This window comes from Bradyrhizobium liaoningense (assembly GCF_018130955.1).
In the GTDB taxonomy this organism is placed as follows: domain Bacteria; phylum Pseudomonadota; class Alphaproteobacteria; order Rhizobiales; family Xanthobacteraceae; genus Bradyrhizobium; species Bradyrhizobium liaoningense_C.
Genome location: NZ_JAFCJM010000010.1, coordinates 25689 through 40227, shown reverse-complemented (window position 1 = coordinate 40227; position 14539 = coordinate 25689). Strand labels below are relative to the sequence as shown.

General features: G+C 64.0%; 15 protein-coding genes. 5 read left to right on the top strand and 10 right to left on the bottom strand.

The window, feature by feature from the left end:
* Positions 1-50: 50 nt before the first annotated feature.
* On the top strand, positions 51-854 hold the full coding sequence (locus tag JQ632_RS10870) for an N-formylglutamate amidohydrolase (RefSeq protein ID WP_212402304.1): 804 nt from the start codon (positions 51-53) through the stop codon (positions 852-854).
* On the opposite strand, the gene JQ632_RS10865 is transcribed toward JQ632_RS10870, so the two are convergent.
* From JQ632_RS10865 to JQ632_RS10855, 3 genes are all read right to left on the bottom strand, one after another.
* The gene (locus tag JQ632_RS10865; protein WP_212402303.1) at positions 851-1837 is read right to left on the bottom strand and encodes a DUF3592 domain-containing protein; all 987 of its coding nucleotides are present in this window, start codon (positions 1835-1837) and stop codon (positions 851-853) included. The two genes, JQ632_RS10870 and JQ632_RS10865, sit on opposite strands and share 4 nt — an antisense overlap.
* Before the next feature lie 75 nt (positions 1838-1912).
* Entirely contained in the window at positions 1913-2533 is a 621-nt protein-coding gene (locus tag JQ632_RS10860; RefSeq protein WP_212402302.1) for a LysE family translocator, read from the bottom strand.
* 235 nt (positions 2534-2768) lie between these two features.
* Entirely contained in the window at positions 2769-4217 is a 1449-nt protein-coding gene (locus tag JQ632_RS10855; RefSeq protein WP_212402301.1) for an LVIVD repeat-containing protein, read from the bottom strand.
* Positions 4218-4440: 223 nt separating this feature from the next.
* Here JQ632_RS10855 and JQ632_RS10850 point away from each other — a divergent pair, with 223 nt between their 5' ends.
* Genes JQ632_RS10850 through JQ632_RS10840 form a run of 3 tightly spaced genes read left to right on the top strand, consistent with a single transcriptional unit; the run spans position 4441 to position 5727 of the window.
* Positions 4441-4755 carry a helix-turn-helix transcriptional regulator gene (locus tag JQ632_RS10850; protein WP_212402437.1) on the top strand — a complete coding sequence of 105 codons (315 nt, stop codon included), beginning with the start codon at positions 4441-4443 and terminating at the stop codon, positions 4753-4755.
* Positions 4748-5215, top strand: a complete 468-nt coding sequence (locus tag JQ632_RS10845) for an SRPBCC family protein (protein WP_212402300.1) — start codon at positions 4748-4750, stop codon at positions 5213-5215. The genes JQ632_RS10850 and JQ632_RS10845 overlap by 8 nt, the downstream gene beginning before the upstream one ends.
* Positions 5215-5727 carry an SRPBCC family protein gene (locus JQ632_RS10840; RefSeq protein ID WP_212402436.1) on the top strand — a complete coding sequence of 171 codons (513 nt, stop codon included), beginning with the start codon at positions 5215-5217 and terminating at the stop codon, positions 5725-5727. The genes JQ632_RS10845 and JQ632_RS10840 overlap by 1 nt, the downstream gene beginning before the upstream one ends.
* Before the next feature lie 176 nt (positions 5728-5903).
* On the opposite strand, the gene JQ632_RS10835 is transcribed toward JQ632_RS10840, so the two are convergent.
* Together JQ632_RS10835 and JQ632_RS10830 are read right to left on the bottom strand one after the other, a co-directional pair.
* Entirely contained in the window at positions 5904-6674 is a 771-nt protein-coding gene (locus JQ632_RS10835; RefSeq protein WP_212402299.1) for a DUF2189 domain-containing protein, read from the bottom strand.
* Between the two features lie 160 nt (positions 6675-6834).
* Entirely contained in the window at positions 6835-7611 is a 777-nt protein-coding gene (locus JQ632_RS10830; protein ID WP_212402298.1) for a DUF2189 domain-containing protein, read from the bottom strand.
* Between the two features lie 277 nt (positions 7612-7888).
* Here JQ632_RS10830 and JQ632_RS10825 point away from each other — a divergent pair, with 277 nt between their 5' ends.
* Positions 7889-10117 (top strand): ATP-binding protein, encoded by a 2229-nt coding sequence (locus JQ632_RS10825; protein WP_212402297.1) that lies wholly within the window; start codon positions 7889-7891, stop codon positions 10115-10117.
* Between the two features lie 11 nt (positions 10118-10128).
* On the opposite strand, the gene JQ632_RS10820 is transcribed toward JQ632_RS10825, so the two are convergent.
* The 5 genes from JQ632_RS10820 to JQ632_RS10800 all read right to left on the bottom strand — a co-directional run bounded on the left by JQ632_RS10820 (position 10129) and on the right by JQ632_RS10800 (position 14359).
* On the bottom strand, positions 10129-10569 hold the full coding sequence (locus JQ632_RS10820; protein WP_212402296.1) for a hypothetical protein: 441 nt from the start codon (positions 10567-10569) through the stop codon (positions 10129-10131).
* Positions 10570-10571: 2 nt separating this feature from the next.
* On the bottom strand, positions 10572-10925 hold the full coding sequence (locus JQ632_RS10815; RefSeq protein ID WP_212402295.1) for a nuclear transport factor 2 family protein: 354 nt from the start codon (positions 10923-10925) through the stop codon (positions 10572-10574).
* 89 nt (positions 10926-11014) lie between these two features.
* Entirely contained in the window at positions 11015-11485 is a 471-nt protein-coding gene (locus JQ632_RS10810) for a MarR family transcriptional regulator (protein ID WP_212402294.1), read from the bottom strand.
* Between the two features lie 30 nt (positions 11486-11515).
* A complete protein-coding gene (locus tag JQ632_RS10805; RefSeq protein ID WP_212402293.1) occupies positions 11516-13126 on the bottom strand; it encodes an acyl-CoA synthetase in 1611 nt (536 codons plus the stop codon).
* A 96-nt stretch (positions 13127-13222) separates the two neighbouring features.
* Entirely contained in the window at positions 13223-14359 is a 1137-nt protein-coding gene (locus tag JQ632_RS10800; protein WP_212402292.1) for an epoxide hydrolase family protein, read from the bottom strand.
* Positions 14360-14539 lie beyond the last annotated feature (180 nt).

Below are 14539 nucleotides of genomic sequence, written 5' to 3'. Positions count from 1 at the left end.
CGTTGGCTGCCCAATTTTAAGGGCACATGCATTTTCCATAGGCAACCGGAATGGCTTTAGACGCGACCGACGCGCCGCATCAACTCCTCCATAGTGACGATATTCCCCCCGTGCATGAGGCCAATGCAGAAGGGCGCTCGCCCTTTCTGCTCACCGCGGATCATTACGGGCGGCTTCTGCCGCGCGCGCTCGGCGATCTCGGGGTCAGCGAGAGCGAACTCACGCGGCACATCGCCTGGGACATCGGCATTGCCGGCGTCGCCGAGCGGCTCGCCAAAATGCTCGATGCGCATCTGGTCGCACAACGCTATTCGCGGCTGGTGATCGACTGCAACCGTCCGCCGGGCGTTGCGAGCTCGATCCCCGTAATTTCCGAAGCAACAACGATTCCCGGCAATGAGGGGATTTCAGAACAGGCGCGGGATGCGCGGCGACACGAGATTTTCGATCCCTACCATGCGCGCATCAACACGGTGATCGACGCCCGCGTGCATGCGAAGCGGCCGACGGTGCTGGTGGCGCTGCACAGCTTCACCCCGGTCTATGCCGGCGTCGCGCGGCCCTGGCACATCGGTACGCTCTATCATCGCGACACGGTGCTGCCGCGGCTGCTGTTGCAGCACCTGCGCGCCGAGGGCGATCTCGTCGTCGGCGACAACGAGCCCTATGCGGTGAGCGATCTCACCGACTACACCATCCCCGTGCATGGCGAGGCGCGCGGCCTCTTCAACACCGGCATCGAGATCCGCCAGGATCTGATCACCGACCAGTCCGGCCAGCAGCAATGGGCCGAGCGTCTGGCGCGGATTTTTGGCGAGATCGCAGCGGTGATGCGGGCAGAAGGGTTGGTTTAGCCGCCGCGCGTGGCGACGAACAGCGCGAGCGCGGCGAAGATCGCGGCGACGCCCCACAGCACATAGGCGATCTTGCCGCCGCCGCGAGGGTCGAGGCTGGCCTCTGCCGGATTGTCGGGATTGACGTGGACGTCGACCCTGGCGCCGTCCTGATAGCGCGCCAGCAGCTTCTCCAGCATCTTGTTCGAGGCCTGCGGCGTGTTCGCGGCGACGCGGGCCGCTTCATTGGTGTAGCTGACGTTCTGGTAGCTGTAGGTGTAGGACACGCGCTTGCCGAACATCTCGGCGCCGCGCGCGGTGCTGTCGGGTTCGGATGCCTGGTGATACTCTTCCATCTCCGACACCTTGATCGTGCCCGGCACCACCGGCCAGCGCGTCGCCAGTGATGCCTGCCGCCGGACCGCCCACCCCATCAGCGCAATGACAAGGCCGAAGGCGCCGAAGCCGACGACCAGGCCTGCGAGATCAGGCCGGCCGATATGGTGCGCAAAGTATTCATAGCTCTTGTTGAGGCCGAAGGCCGAGCCGAACACGATCGCGAGCACGATCGCCGTGCCGATGCCGAGGCAGCCCCACAGCCCCTTCGGCATGTCGCGCTCGAGCACCGCCTGATCGGGATGACGCGGATTGTAGTAGACGGTGACAATGGCGCCGGCCGGATATTTTGCAAGGTTCTCGGCGACCTGGAAATTGCCGAGGTCCTCGCCGATCGAGATGCGGTTGCAGTGCTGCTTGCGGCCGGCAACGGTGTATTCGTAGGTCACGTTGGCGAAGTTGCGGCTCTCCATGCGATAGCCATCCTCGCGCTCGTCGTCGGAGACGCGGACCTCGCGCACTTCTGCGGCCGAGGTGACGACCTTGCCCATGGTCTGCGGCCAGCGGGCGGCTTCGCGCACCTGCCAGGTCTTGACGACGGCGGCAATGAGAATGAGCCCGAGCGGTGCAAGCAGCGTCGCATAGACGAGCCAGGGCAAATTGGGCACAGCAAGAATCCTTCTTCGGCAATGCCCGTTTGGACGCGCGATAGCCGAAAAAGGTTCAATTTGCCCGGATAACGCCTATTTGGCGCGGGTCAGCGCCAGCCAGATTCCGCCGCCGATCATGAAGCCGCCGGAGACGCGCGACATCATCCGCGTGCGCTCGGCCGAGAAGAACTTTCGCGCCCGGCCCGCCGCCAGCGCATAGAGCGCATCGGTCATCACGGCGGTGACCATGAAGGTGATGCCGAGCAGCGCCACTTGCGGGAAGTGCGGCTGGTTCATGTCCATGAACTGCGGGATGAATGCACCGAAGAACACCAGCACCTTCGGGTTGGACAGCAACACCAGAAAGCCCTGGAGGAAGAAGCCGCCGCGCGGCGGCGGGGGCGGCTCGTCGACCTTGACGCCCTCGACCGGCGACCAGATCAGCTTGATGCCGAGCCAGACCAGATAGGCGGCGCCGGCAAAGCGCACCCAGTCGAACCAGTAGCCCATCGTCGCCATCAGCGAGGTCAGTCCGATCGCGACGATGCCGATCACGATGGCGAGCCCTGCTTGTGCGCCGGCGACGTTAGTCAGCGCGGCGCGGGTGCCGTGGCGCAGGCCGTTGGCGATCACCAGCGTCACGATCGGCCCCGGCAGCAGCGCCAACGCGATGCAGGCGGCGAGGAAGGCGAGGTAGGCTTGCATGGACATCATGGGGAGGAACCCGGCTGGAGGCGTTTGACGGCATTAATGCATGTCAACCGCGGAAACGGAAGCTCGGCTGGCGCACCTGCGCATCACAAATGCGGACGTCATACCCCGCGACCCGGCTACGCCAAGGCTTCGCCGGGGCTCGCGATCTTGGGGCGCCGAAGCTTCAGAGTAGGCGGCAAGCGGGTATCCGGTACGCTGCGACTATCCATTCGCTCGCGCAGCGCGCCGCATGAATTCAGTTCCGCGGCAGGCCGGCGGCCGCGCGGGCCGGTCCGGTCAGGTCGAGAATATGCATGCCGGTATTGGCGCGGTCGACGATGTAGATGTAGCCGCGGTCGTCGGTTTCGACATTGTTGGTCTGGATCGCGACCTTGCAGCGCTCGCCGCCTTCGATCGGGATGCAGCGCCTGTCGGTCGCCTGCGTGATCGCCGGAATGAAATAGCCGACCTCCTTTGGGCGATAGGGATCGCGGATGTCGAGCACGCGCACGCCGGCATTGAAGAAGGCGATGAAGGCGAGCTTCCTGTAATAGACCGGCGCCATGCTCTCGTTCGAGGAATGCGAGCCGAAGCGGCCGCCGCGCTGGCAGAATTGTCCGCTCGCCTCCGGCACCGTGAAGTTCGAGATCATCATCGGCCGGGTCTCGGTGGTGACGTCGGCAAACCACACCATCTGCCGCGCCTCGGCGCATTCGTTCAAAATCGCCTCGTCCACGATCATGACGATGTCGCGCGTCTTGCCGTCCTTGTCCTCGGCGAACTCCGCGATCGGCATGTCGAGCATCGGGAACGTGGTGTGCGCGCCGTTGAAGGCAGACATGGGCAGCCGCGCAATCTCGGGATAACGCAAATTCTCCGGCGTCGGCTCCTTGCCGCCGCTCAACAGTTTTTCGCGATCGACGATCTGCAAGATGCCGCCCTTGTTGGTGCCGTAGCCGAAATAGACGCGATTGCCCGTGGGTCCGGTCGAGATCGGCCCGTGCAGCTCGGTCGGCACCGCGCCGGTCGAGCCCGGCTCCTGCCCGGGCAGGCCAAAATCCCTGATCTTCCGCGGCTGCGCGGGATCGGAGAGATCATAGATTTGCGTCATGCGGCGGGTGCGCCAGTCCGGCGCGCCCGAGACGAGATAGGCAATGCCGGTGTCGCACTCCCACCAGTTCTTGTGCGTGTCCTTCAAACCACTGATGCGGGTGACGAGCACGGGGTTGGCGGGATCGGCGACGTTCCAGATCTCGTGCGCCTCGCCGCCGAAGGTTCTGAGCATGTAGACCGCATTGGGATCGCCCTTCGGCAACGATTTGCCGTCGCAGACGCGCACCATCTGCGCGCCGCCGGATTCGTATTTGCCGGGCTGGCCCGGAAGGTGACGCAGATATTTCGGGCGCGCGGGATCGGTGACGTCGACGATCGAGGTGCCGTTCGGTTCCGCCTGCCCCGTCAACGGATTGACCGGCGCGGGCACGTCGTCGGTGCCGCCGTGGTGGCCGATATAGGCGATCCAGCGATCGCCCTGGTGATGGATGGTCGGCTGATAGGCGCTGCGGGCCTGAAGGTCGTTGAAGCCGATGAGCTTCATGTTGGAGGATTCGGGCGGCGCGCCGATCACCTGCTGCTTCTGCGCCAGGGCACTGGCGCCGCACGCGAGAAGGACGAAGCATGCAGCGAGTTGGACGCGACCGATCATGTAGCCTCCCGGAACCAATCTTCGTTGGCTGACGCCGAAGGCTAACACAGCGATTTGCACGTGCCAAAGGCACGATTTCTCCGTCGTCATTCCGGGGCGCGCGAAGCGCGAACTAGGGTGCACAGTTGCGCACCTGAGAATCTCGAGACTCCGGATAACCGCTGCGCGGTTTCCGGAATGACGGTATTGACATGCAACCATTTGGTTGCCTATTATGTCGGCCATGGACGAGGTCTTCAAAGCGCTGGCTGACGCTTCCAGACGGTCGCTCTTGGACAGGCTTCACGCCGAGAACGGGCAGACGCTGAACGAACTCTGCGAAGGCCTGGAGATGACGCGCCAGGCCGTCACAAAGCACCTTGCGATTCTCGAAGACGCCAACCTGATCACGACGATCAGGCATGGAAGGGAGAAGCTGCACTATCTCAACCCCTTGCCGATCCACCAGATCGGCGAACGCTGGATCAGGAAGTTCGAGCGCAGCAAGCTCGCCGCGCTCAGCGAGTTGAAACGTCAACTGGAGAAGCGTGATGAGTAAGCCGCAATTCGTCTATGTCACCTACATCGAGACCACGCCGGAGAAGCTGTGGCAGGCGCTGACGTCGAGCGAATTCACGCAGGCTTACTGGTTCGGCGCCGAGGTCAGATCCGACTGGAAGGTCGGCTCCGCCTTCGCGCTCACGCTTGACGGCGAGATCACCGATTCCGGCGAGATTTTGGAGGCCGATCCGCCGCGGCGCCTGTCCTACAGTTTTAAGCACCAGAAGTACGAAGAGCTGCGCGGCGAACCGATCTCGCGGGTGGTTTTCACCATCGAACCATTCGGCTCGCTCGTGCGTTTGACCGTATTGCATGACGGCTTCATCGAAGGCGGCAAATATCTCGGCGCCGTCTCCAATGGATGGCCGGCGATCCTGTCGGGGCTCAAGAGCCTGCTGGAGACCGGCAAGGTGCTCGCAATTCCGCGCGCGGCGCTCAACAAGGGATTCGATGCGTGATGAGCCTCGATCAGTTCAAGCCGCTGACGGTCTACACCATCTACATCGCGTCCACGCCCGAGAAGGTGTGGGAGGCGCTGACGATGGCGGAATTCAGCCGAAAATATTTTTCGGGCTTTGCGGTCGAGACCGAGCCCCGGCTCGGCGGCAAGTTCATGGTACGCGCACCCGACGGCTCGGAGCACATCAGTGGCGAGGTGCTCGAATATGATCCGCCGAACCGGCTGACCGTGAGCTGGAACGTCAACTGGCCCGACCTCGTCGAGAAACTCGGCACCACGCTCGTCACCTACGAGATCGCACAAGCGGGCGAAGCCGTCCGTCTCACCATGAGCGAACGCCACGATCGACCGCTCAGCGACGACATCCTCTCCGGCGGCCGCACCGGCTGGCCCGCGATCCTCTCCGGCTTGAAGAGCCTGCTGGAAACCGGCCAAGCGCCGCAGATCAAGATGGCCCCGCCCGCGAAGATGCTGGAAGCGCTGAAGGCGATGGGGATCAAGGTGCCGTAGCGCTCGGTCGTCGTCCTGGACAAGCGCAGCTCCTGGCAACGCGCAGCGTTGTCCCGAGCGGAGCGCAGATCCAGGACCCATTACCCCAGGGAGGAGTTTTGCGAGGACTGGTTATGACCAGCTCGCGCCACAACTCCTCCCTGGGGTAATGGGTCCTGGCTTTCGCCAGGACGACACTAAACCGGCGCCACCAGCCTCCGATAGAGATGCCACGTCGCGTGCCCGAGCACGGGCAGCGTCACGATCAGGCCGAGAAAGTACGGCAGCGCCGACACGAGCAGCAGCATCACGATGACAGCGGCCCAGCCGATCATCGGCAGCGGGCTGGTGATGACCGCGCGCACGCTCGTCACCATGGCGGTGACGAAGTCGACCTCGCGGTCGAGCAGCAGCGGGAACGACACCACCGTCAGCGAGAACAGGATCAGCGCCAGCGTAGCGCCTACCGCGTTGCCGATGGCGAGGAACAGCCGGCCTTCAGTGGTCGTGAGAACCACCGTCGCGAATTCCCGCAGGCTGGAGAACGAGGCGTGGGGTCCCAGCAGGAGCGAGATCAGGAGCCAGACCTGGTACATCCAAACCACGAAGAAGAACAGCGACACGAAGGCCATCCAGCCGATCTCGCTGCGCGACCTGATCGCTGACCAGATCGCACCAAAGGAGACCGGCTCGCCGGTCTCGCGCCGACGGCTGACTTCGTAGAGGCCGATCGCCACGAATGGCCCCATCAGCGCAAATCCCGCTGCCAGCGGATAGGCAAGATAAGCCATGCCGAGGGCGGTGAGGCACAGAATGATGCCGATGCCGCCGGCCGCATACAGCGCGCCGAAGACAAGGCCATAGATCGGCAGAGCCTGGAAATCTCGCAAGCCTTCGACCAGCGCCTCGGCGATGTCAGTCGCCGCCACGGGGCGCACCACGGGATCGATCTTGCCAGAGATGGACATTGGCTTCCTCCACCTGTGTTGCAGGCGGGATCCTAAAGCGCGATGGTCTCGGGTTGAATAGTCATCGCGCTTTAGCTCCTTGTTTGCGCATGATCTCCGCGCAAACGCGTTCCGTGTTTGTCGCGAGGCAAAACCGCGACGCACTGTTCCGGATCATGCTCTAGGCCGGCAACGGCGCCACGATCCGCCTGTAGAGATGCCAGGTCGCGTGGCCGAGCACGGGCAACGTGACGATCAGTCCGAGGAAATAAGGCAGCGCCGACACGATCAGCAGCATCACGATTGCCGCGGCCCAGCCGATCATCGGCAGCGGGCTGGCGACCACTGCGCGCACGCTCGTCACCATGGCGGTGACGAAGTCGACCTCGCGGTCGAGCAGCAGCGGGAACGATACCACCGTCAGCGAGAACAGGATCAGCGACAGCACGGCGCCGACCGCGTTGCCGAGGAGAAGGAAGGTCAGGCCTTCGCTGGTCGTCAGCACCACGGTCATGAATTCCTGGAAGCTCGAGAACGAGGCGTGCAGGCCGAGCAAGAGCGCGATCAGGAGCCGCACCTGGTACATCCAGATCACGAACACGAACAGCGTGACGAAGGCCATCCAGCCGATCTCGCTGCGCGATCGCACCGTCGACCAGATCGCGCCGAAGGAGACGGGCTCGCCGCGCTCGCGACGGCGGCTCACTTCATAAAGCCCGATCGCAACGAACGGCCCGATCAACGCAAAACCCGCGGCCAGGGGATAGGCGAGATAGATCATGCCGAAGGCGGTGAGGCAGAGCACGATGGTGATGCCGCCGGCGGCATAAAACGCGCCGAACGCCAAGCCATAGATCGGCAGCGCCTGGAAATCGCGCAATCCTTCGATCAGCGCCTCGGCGATGTCGGTCGCCGCCACGGGGCGCACCACCGGATCGACTTTGCCCGAGATGGACATGGGCTTCCTCCACGCATCGGCGCGATCTCCATCGCGCGCATCGGCCGCGATATTAGCGCTCTCGCGCCTGCCATGCACGCGCGACTTGATGCCGGGGCGGCGTGAAGGCAGCGGTAGCGCCAGGAACTCCCTCCGGAGGCCGGTCCGCAATGCGTGCGGCTCGAAATCTGTGCCCTGGGCAAGGCTTTTCGACACGATCCCTATGGACTGGGCGGAGGGTGGTGCCGCAGATTGGCGTTTTCGAACAAGCATGCGCAATACGCGGACCGCCCGAACGATGAGCTTGCGTACCCGGTTACTGATACTCGTCATCGCGGCCATGCTGGTGCCGGCGATCCTTGTCGGGCTGCGTTTCGTGCAGAATCGGACCAGCGACATCAACGCCGCCTTGGCCAATCTGGCCGCGTCGGCCGACGACATCGCGATCGATCTGGACGAGAAGATCCAGGGCACCGCCCAGCTTCACTATGGTCTGGCCCGTGCCCGCGACCTCGACACGCGCGACAAGGCAGCGTGCTCGGCGTTCCTGTCGGAAGTGCGCGAAGAATACCCGCAGTTCACCGGGATCTTGACCATCGATCCGGACGGCAGCCTGTTCTGCGACTCGCTGCGGACCAACCGCAGCCTCGATCTGAGGGATCGCGCCTATTTCAAGCAGGCCCTGGTCTCGCGCAGCGGCGTCGCGCTGGAGCCGGTATTCGGCCGGCTGACCGGAACCTCGGTGCTGCAGATCGCATATCCCGTGCGATCGGAGGCGGGCGGGCTGAAGTTCATCCTGCTCGCCTCGTTCAACCTGCGCAAATTCGCAGAGCATCACCACAAGCGGCTGCTCGCCGAGAAGGAGGTCTTGCTCGTCGACCGCAAAGGCAAGGTCCTGGTCGCCCCGACGGGAGGCTGGAGCGAGCCCGTCGGCGGGTCGATCGTGGGATCCGACCTGTTCCGGTTCGCGACAACGCCCGATCGCGCGGCGTTTCAAGAGGTCACCGATCGCGAGGGCCGCACGCAGGTATGGGCCGTCGCCCGCTCGCCTTCGACCCGCGATGCCGGCCTCTACATCATGGTCGGACGGTCCAAGGACGGACTGGTCGCGGCGGCGAACCGGCGGCTTTACGAGGACATCGCGCTGCTCGCGGTGGCTTCGCTGCTGCTGCTCGCGGGCGTCTGGATCCTTGCAACCGTGGGCGTCGGCCGCCAGGTCGGACGGCTCGCCACAATGGCGAGGAAGCTCGGGCTTGGCGACCTCAGTGCGCGAATTCCGCCTCCCCATCCGCGCGGCGAACTGGGCGGGCTGATGACCCTGCTCAACAGCACCGCCGAGTCGCTGCAGCAGCAACGCGCCGCCATCGAGGACCTCAGCCATAAGCTCAGCCAATCCCAGAAGATGGAAGCCATGGGTCAGCTCACCGGTGGCGTGGCGCACGATTTCAACAATCTCCTGACCGTCATTCTCGGCAATTCGGAGCATCTTGCCGACAGGCTGGCGGGGAACAAGGAATTGCGCCGGATCGCCGACGACATCGCGACCGCCGCCGAGCGCGGTTCTGACCTGACACGGAGCCTGCTCGCCTTCGCGCGCAAGCAACCCCTGAGGCCGAGAGAGATCGACATCGCCGAGAAGGTTCTCGGCATGGAGCAGCTCTTGCGCCGATCCCTGGGCGAGCACATCGAGTGCAGCTTCGCGTTCGAACCGGATTTGTGGCCGACGAGCGTCGATCCCGGCCAACTGGCAACGGCCCTGCTCAACCTCGTGCTCAACGCGCGCGACGCGATGCCGGAGGGCGGCAAGCTGACGGTCGAGGTGCGCAACAGCTCGCTCGGAGCATCCGACCTCGACGTCAATGGCGAGCCGCGGCCTGGCGACTACGTCATGGTGGCTGTGGCGGATACCGGCGGCGGCATGACCGCCGAGGTGGCGAGCCGCGCCTTCGAGCCGTTCTTCACCACCAAGGAGGTCGGCAAGGGGACCGGGCTCGGCCTGAGCATGGTCTACGGATTTGCACAACAATCCGGCGGACTGGTGCAGATCCAGTCCGAACCGGGACAAGGCAGCGTCGTCAGGCTGTTCTTTCCCCGTCTGGTCACGCCGCTGAAAGAGGATCGGTCCCCCGCGGAGCGGATCACCGCACCCGACGGAAGCGAGACCATTCTCGTCGTCGAGGACGACGACATGGTACGCGCCTATGTCGAGAGCGAGCTGAAGGCGCTCGGCTACCGCGTCGTTGCGACATCGAATGGCCCCGCGGCGTTGGAATTGTTGCGCCGGCCCGGCGACATCCACCTGCTGTTCACCGACGTCGTCATGCCCGGCGGCATGTTCGGGCCGGAGCTTGCCAGACAAGCAACCGGCCTGCGGCCCGAGCTCAAGGTGCTCTTCACCTCCGGCTACACCCAGGATCCCGTCAAGACGCCGGACGGAGTCGGCGACGCCCGCATTCTGACCAAGCCGTTCCGGCGGAAGGATCTTGCCGCGATGCTGCGGTCAGCCCTGTCGGCGACGTCGCGGTAAGGAGGGATGCTTCAGCGGAGCGCGGGCAGGATGGCGACAACGAGGTTTGCCACGAACAGCGTCGCATCGATGACGAAGATCCTGAGCATCGGGCCTTTCAACACGGGCCAATAGGCCACCCCGACGCGACCACCGCGCATCAGGACCGGAAGGTTGTAGGCAAACTGGCCGAAGTGACACGCGGAGAAGAACAGGAACAACGCGATCTGCGCGTCATGCGCCCCAAAGAAGGGCGGTCTTGTTGCCAGCAGGTACAGTGACAGGAGCCCGATCGGCAGATTCATCGCGCCGAGAAACGCCACGCTGGCCGACAAGGTCGGCGCGATCGGATTACCGCGCTCCTCTCGGGGCACCAGTATCTTCAGCGTATTGCTCTGGGCAATGCTGAACTGGATGAATGCTCCCCCGAACCAGAGCGTGTTGAGAAACAGGACGAAATCAGAGAAACGCATGGCTATTTTCCGTAAAAGGCTTCGCTGCGCACCACACGGCCAGCATCGTCGAAATCCATGAACTCGCTGGCGCGCGTGTCGCCCAATTGCCACCACACCGTCAGCCGCGCGATCGTATCGTCCCAGCTCCAGTTCAGGATTTTCAGGTCCGCGCTCTCGATCGCGCCGTAGGCCTTCTGCCAGTAGGCGCGAATGTTTTCAGCGCCGACGACAACAGGCGAATCCGTCAATTTGAGCGCCAATGGGCTACGCATCTCGGCGTTTTCGGCAAAGTGCGCGACGACAGCATCGATATCGACCCTGCACCAGCTTGCACACCAGGCCTCGACAAAGCGTCCGGCCGCCGCCCGGTCCATGATCCGTTCGCTCACGCGTCACCCTCCTCCGGCACTGCGGCGAAGGTGGCACAGCATCATTCTAACGTCAACTAGATTGACCTTAGAGGTTAGTTGTTGTCGGCGATGACCCCCATCACGGCCATCCACGCCGCGGCACCGGGCTGACCGACGCGATCAAAGGCGTCACGCAGGACCTTGCGCTCGTAGCCCGAGGCCCGTTGCTCGACGCGTTGCCCCTCTTGTGTCAGGCGCAGCAATTTGGAGCGATGCTGCTCGGGCGACCGCTTCGATGTCAGGAGCTTGCGTTCGAGCAGCAGGTTGAGCGGCCGATTCAAGGCCTGCTTGGAAATGCCGAGCACCTCGATCAGTGAGCCGATCGAAATGTCGGGCTGTCGCGCAACAACGTAGAGAATGCGATGGTGCGGGCGCGACAGGCCGAGCGTGGCAAGATACTGGTCGGCCAGGAGCGTCATCCCGCGCCAGCCGTAATACATCAGCTCCAGCGCCGCGTCCAAATCGTGGAGTTTGCCAAGCGAAGCGCGGTGCAGGCCCGCAGCGCGAGAAGCAGTTTTTGGCATGAGTTGACCGCGTCGAATCCAGAAGAAAGGCTACCCTAGCGCCCGCAGCTCCCTGCGCAACACCTTGCCGGTCGCCGTCATCGGCAGCGTTTCGGCGAACTGCACGAAGCGCGGATATTCGTGGGCAGCGAGCTGCACCTTCACGAACTCTTGGATCTCCTGCGCGAGCTTGTCGTCCGGCGCAAAACCCGGGCGCAGCACGATCCAGGCCTTGATCGATTCCGTGCGGATCGGATCGGGGATGCCGACCACCGCCGCCATCGCGACGGCGGGATGCTTCATCAGGGTGTGCTCGATCTCGGACGGGCCGACGCGATAGCCGGCGGTGGTGATGACGTCGTCCTCGCGGCTGACGTACCAGAAATAGCCGTCCGCATCCTGCACGCCGAGGTCGCCGGTGAGCAGGAATTCGCCGGCATATTTCTTCGCGGTCGCATCGGGATTGCGCCAGTATTCGATCATGGTGACCGGGCACGGCTGGCGCACGCCGATGATGCCGCGCTGCCCCGTGGGCTGCTCCTCACCCTTGTCGTTGACGATGCGGACGTCGAAGCCGGGCGTCGCCCGGCCCATCGAGCCCGGGCGGATCGGAAACAGGTTGGAGTTGCTGCCGATCACCAGATTGCACTCGGTCTGGCCGAACACCTCGTGCGCATCGATGCCGAAGGTCTCGCGCACCCAGCCAAGCAATTCACCACCAAGCGATTCACCCCCGGTGAAGATACTTCGCAGCTTGACGCCCGCATGCTTCACGCCGGCTTGCCGCATCAGCTTCAACGCGGTGGGCGGCAGGAAGACGTTGCGGATGCCGAGATCGGCCATCATCTGCATCGCCGCCTGCGGCTCGAATTTGCGCGCGCGGTGACCGACCAGCGGAATGCCGTGATACCAGAATGCCAAGAGGCCGTTGACGAGCCCGCCGATCCAGGCCCAGTCCGCCGGCGTCCACATGAGATCGCCGGGACGCGGCAGGAAGTTGTGGCACATCTCGACATTGGGCAGATGGCCGAGCACGACGCGATGCGCATGCAGCGCGCCCTTGGGATTACCCGTCGTGCCGGAGGTGTAGATGATCAGCGCGGGATCGTCGGCGGAGGTATCGACGGTCGCAAATTCCTCGGCCGCCGTTTCGATCGCCGACCAGAACGGTTTTGCGCCGGCGTGAACGGCGCCGCTTGTGACGTAGATGTCCTGCAGGTAGGGCAGCCGGTCGCGGATCCTCGTCAGTTTCTCCCAACCGGGCTCGTCGGTGATGATCGCCCTGGCTTGGGAATTCGACAGGCGGAATTCCAGCGCGTCTTCGCCAAACAACGCAAACAACGGGATCGAGATCATGCCGGAGCGGAACGCCGCCATATGCGCGATCGGCAGTTCCAGCGATTGCGACAGGAACACCGCGACGCGGTCGCCACGGTTCAGGCCGTCCGCCTTCAGCACATTGGCAAAGCGGCGCGACATCTCGGCCACCTCATCGAACGAGCTACGGGTCGTTGCGCCATTCTCGTCGACATAGATCAGCGCAAGCCGTCCGCTGCCGTCGGCATGGCGGTCGCAGCAGGCATCCGCGATGTTGAAGCGCGCCGGGATGTCCCAGCGAAAAGTGCGATAGAGCTCGTCGTAGGTTTTTGCTTCGTTGAGCATGGCCCTGGTCGCCTTCCCGATCGTTTCTTATTGGCGGGGCAGTTTAAGGCCGTGGATGCCCGGGACAAGCCCGGGCATGACGCTGGAGGCTGCGGCCTAGCGCAGCGTCCGGAAGAACTTTCTGACATCGCCGACGAACAGCTCCGGCTGCTCGAAGGCGGCAAAATGGCCGCCCTTCTCCATCTCGCTCCAGTGGGTGATGTTGGGAAAGTTCGGCTCCATCCAGCTCCGGACTGGCGTGATGATCTCCTTGGGGAACACCGCGACGCCCGTTGGCACGGTCACCTTGGGCGTGGTGCGGCGCTTGCCAAAACTCTCCCAATAGAGCCGCGCGGAGGAGGCCGCCGTCTCCGTCGCCCAATACAGCATGACATTGTCGAGCAGTTCGTCCCTGGTAAAAATGTATTCGGGATGGCCGTTGCAATCGGTCCAGGCCCAGAACTTTTCCAAAATCCACGCCGCCTGCCCGCTCGGCGAATCCGTCAGGCCATAGCCGAGCGTCTGCGGACGCGTCGATTGCTGTTTTGAGTAGCCGGAGTCGAGATCGACGTAGTGCTTCAAGCGAGCGAGCGCCCGCTTCTCTTCAGGCGTCGGCTCGCCATCGACCTTGGGCGCCGCGTTGAAGGCGAGCGTGATGTGGATGCCGGCGCAATGCGCGGGGTCATGCGCACCGAGCGAGGTCGTCACTGCCGAACCCCAGTCGCCGCCCTGCGCGCCGTAACGCGCATAGCCAAGGCGGTCCATCAGCTTCGCCCAGGTCGCGGCAATGCGGTCGACGCCCCAGCCGGTGGTCTTTGGTTTACCGGAGAAGCCAAAACCCGGCAGCGAGGGACAGACGACGTGGAACGCGTCGGCGGCGTTGCCACCGTGTGCCACTGGGTCGACCAGCGGCTCGATCACCTTCTGGAATTCGACGATCGAGCCGGGCCAGCCATGGGTGATGACGAGCGGCAGCGCATTCGGCTCCTTCGAGCGCACATGCAGGAAGTGGATGTCGAGCCCGTCGATCTCGGTGGTGAATTGCGCGAAACGATTCAGCTTTGCCTCGCGCGCCCGCCAGTCGTACTCCGTCTCCCAATAGCGGCAGATCTCCTGGATCCATTTGAGCGGCGCGCCCTGGCTCCAGTCGTCCACCAGTTCCGCCTCCGGCCAGCGCGTGCGCGACAGGCGCGACTTGAGGTCCGAGAGGACGGCGTCGCTGATGGCGATGCGGAACGGCGTGGTGGCGCTCATCGGTTGCTCCCGATTTGTGTCTCTCTGGATAGAGACTAGACGGAATTGCAGCCGCGACAAAGGTGCCCCTTCTCCCCTTGTGGGAGAAGGGGCGCGAAGCGCCGGATGAGGGGTTCTATCCGCGAATATCAATGCAAGAGGGTCACCCGCGGAGAGAACCCCTCACCCGCCTCGCGAGAG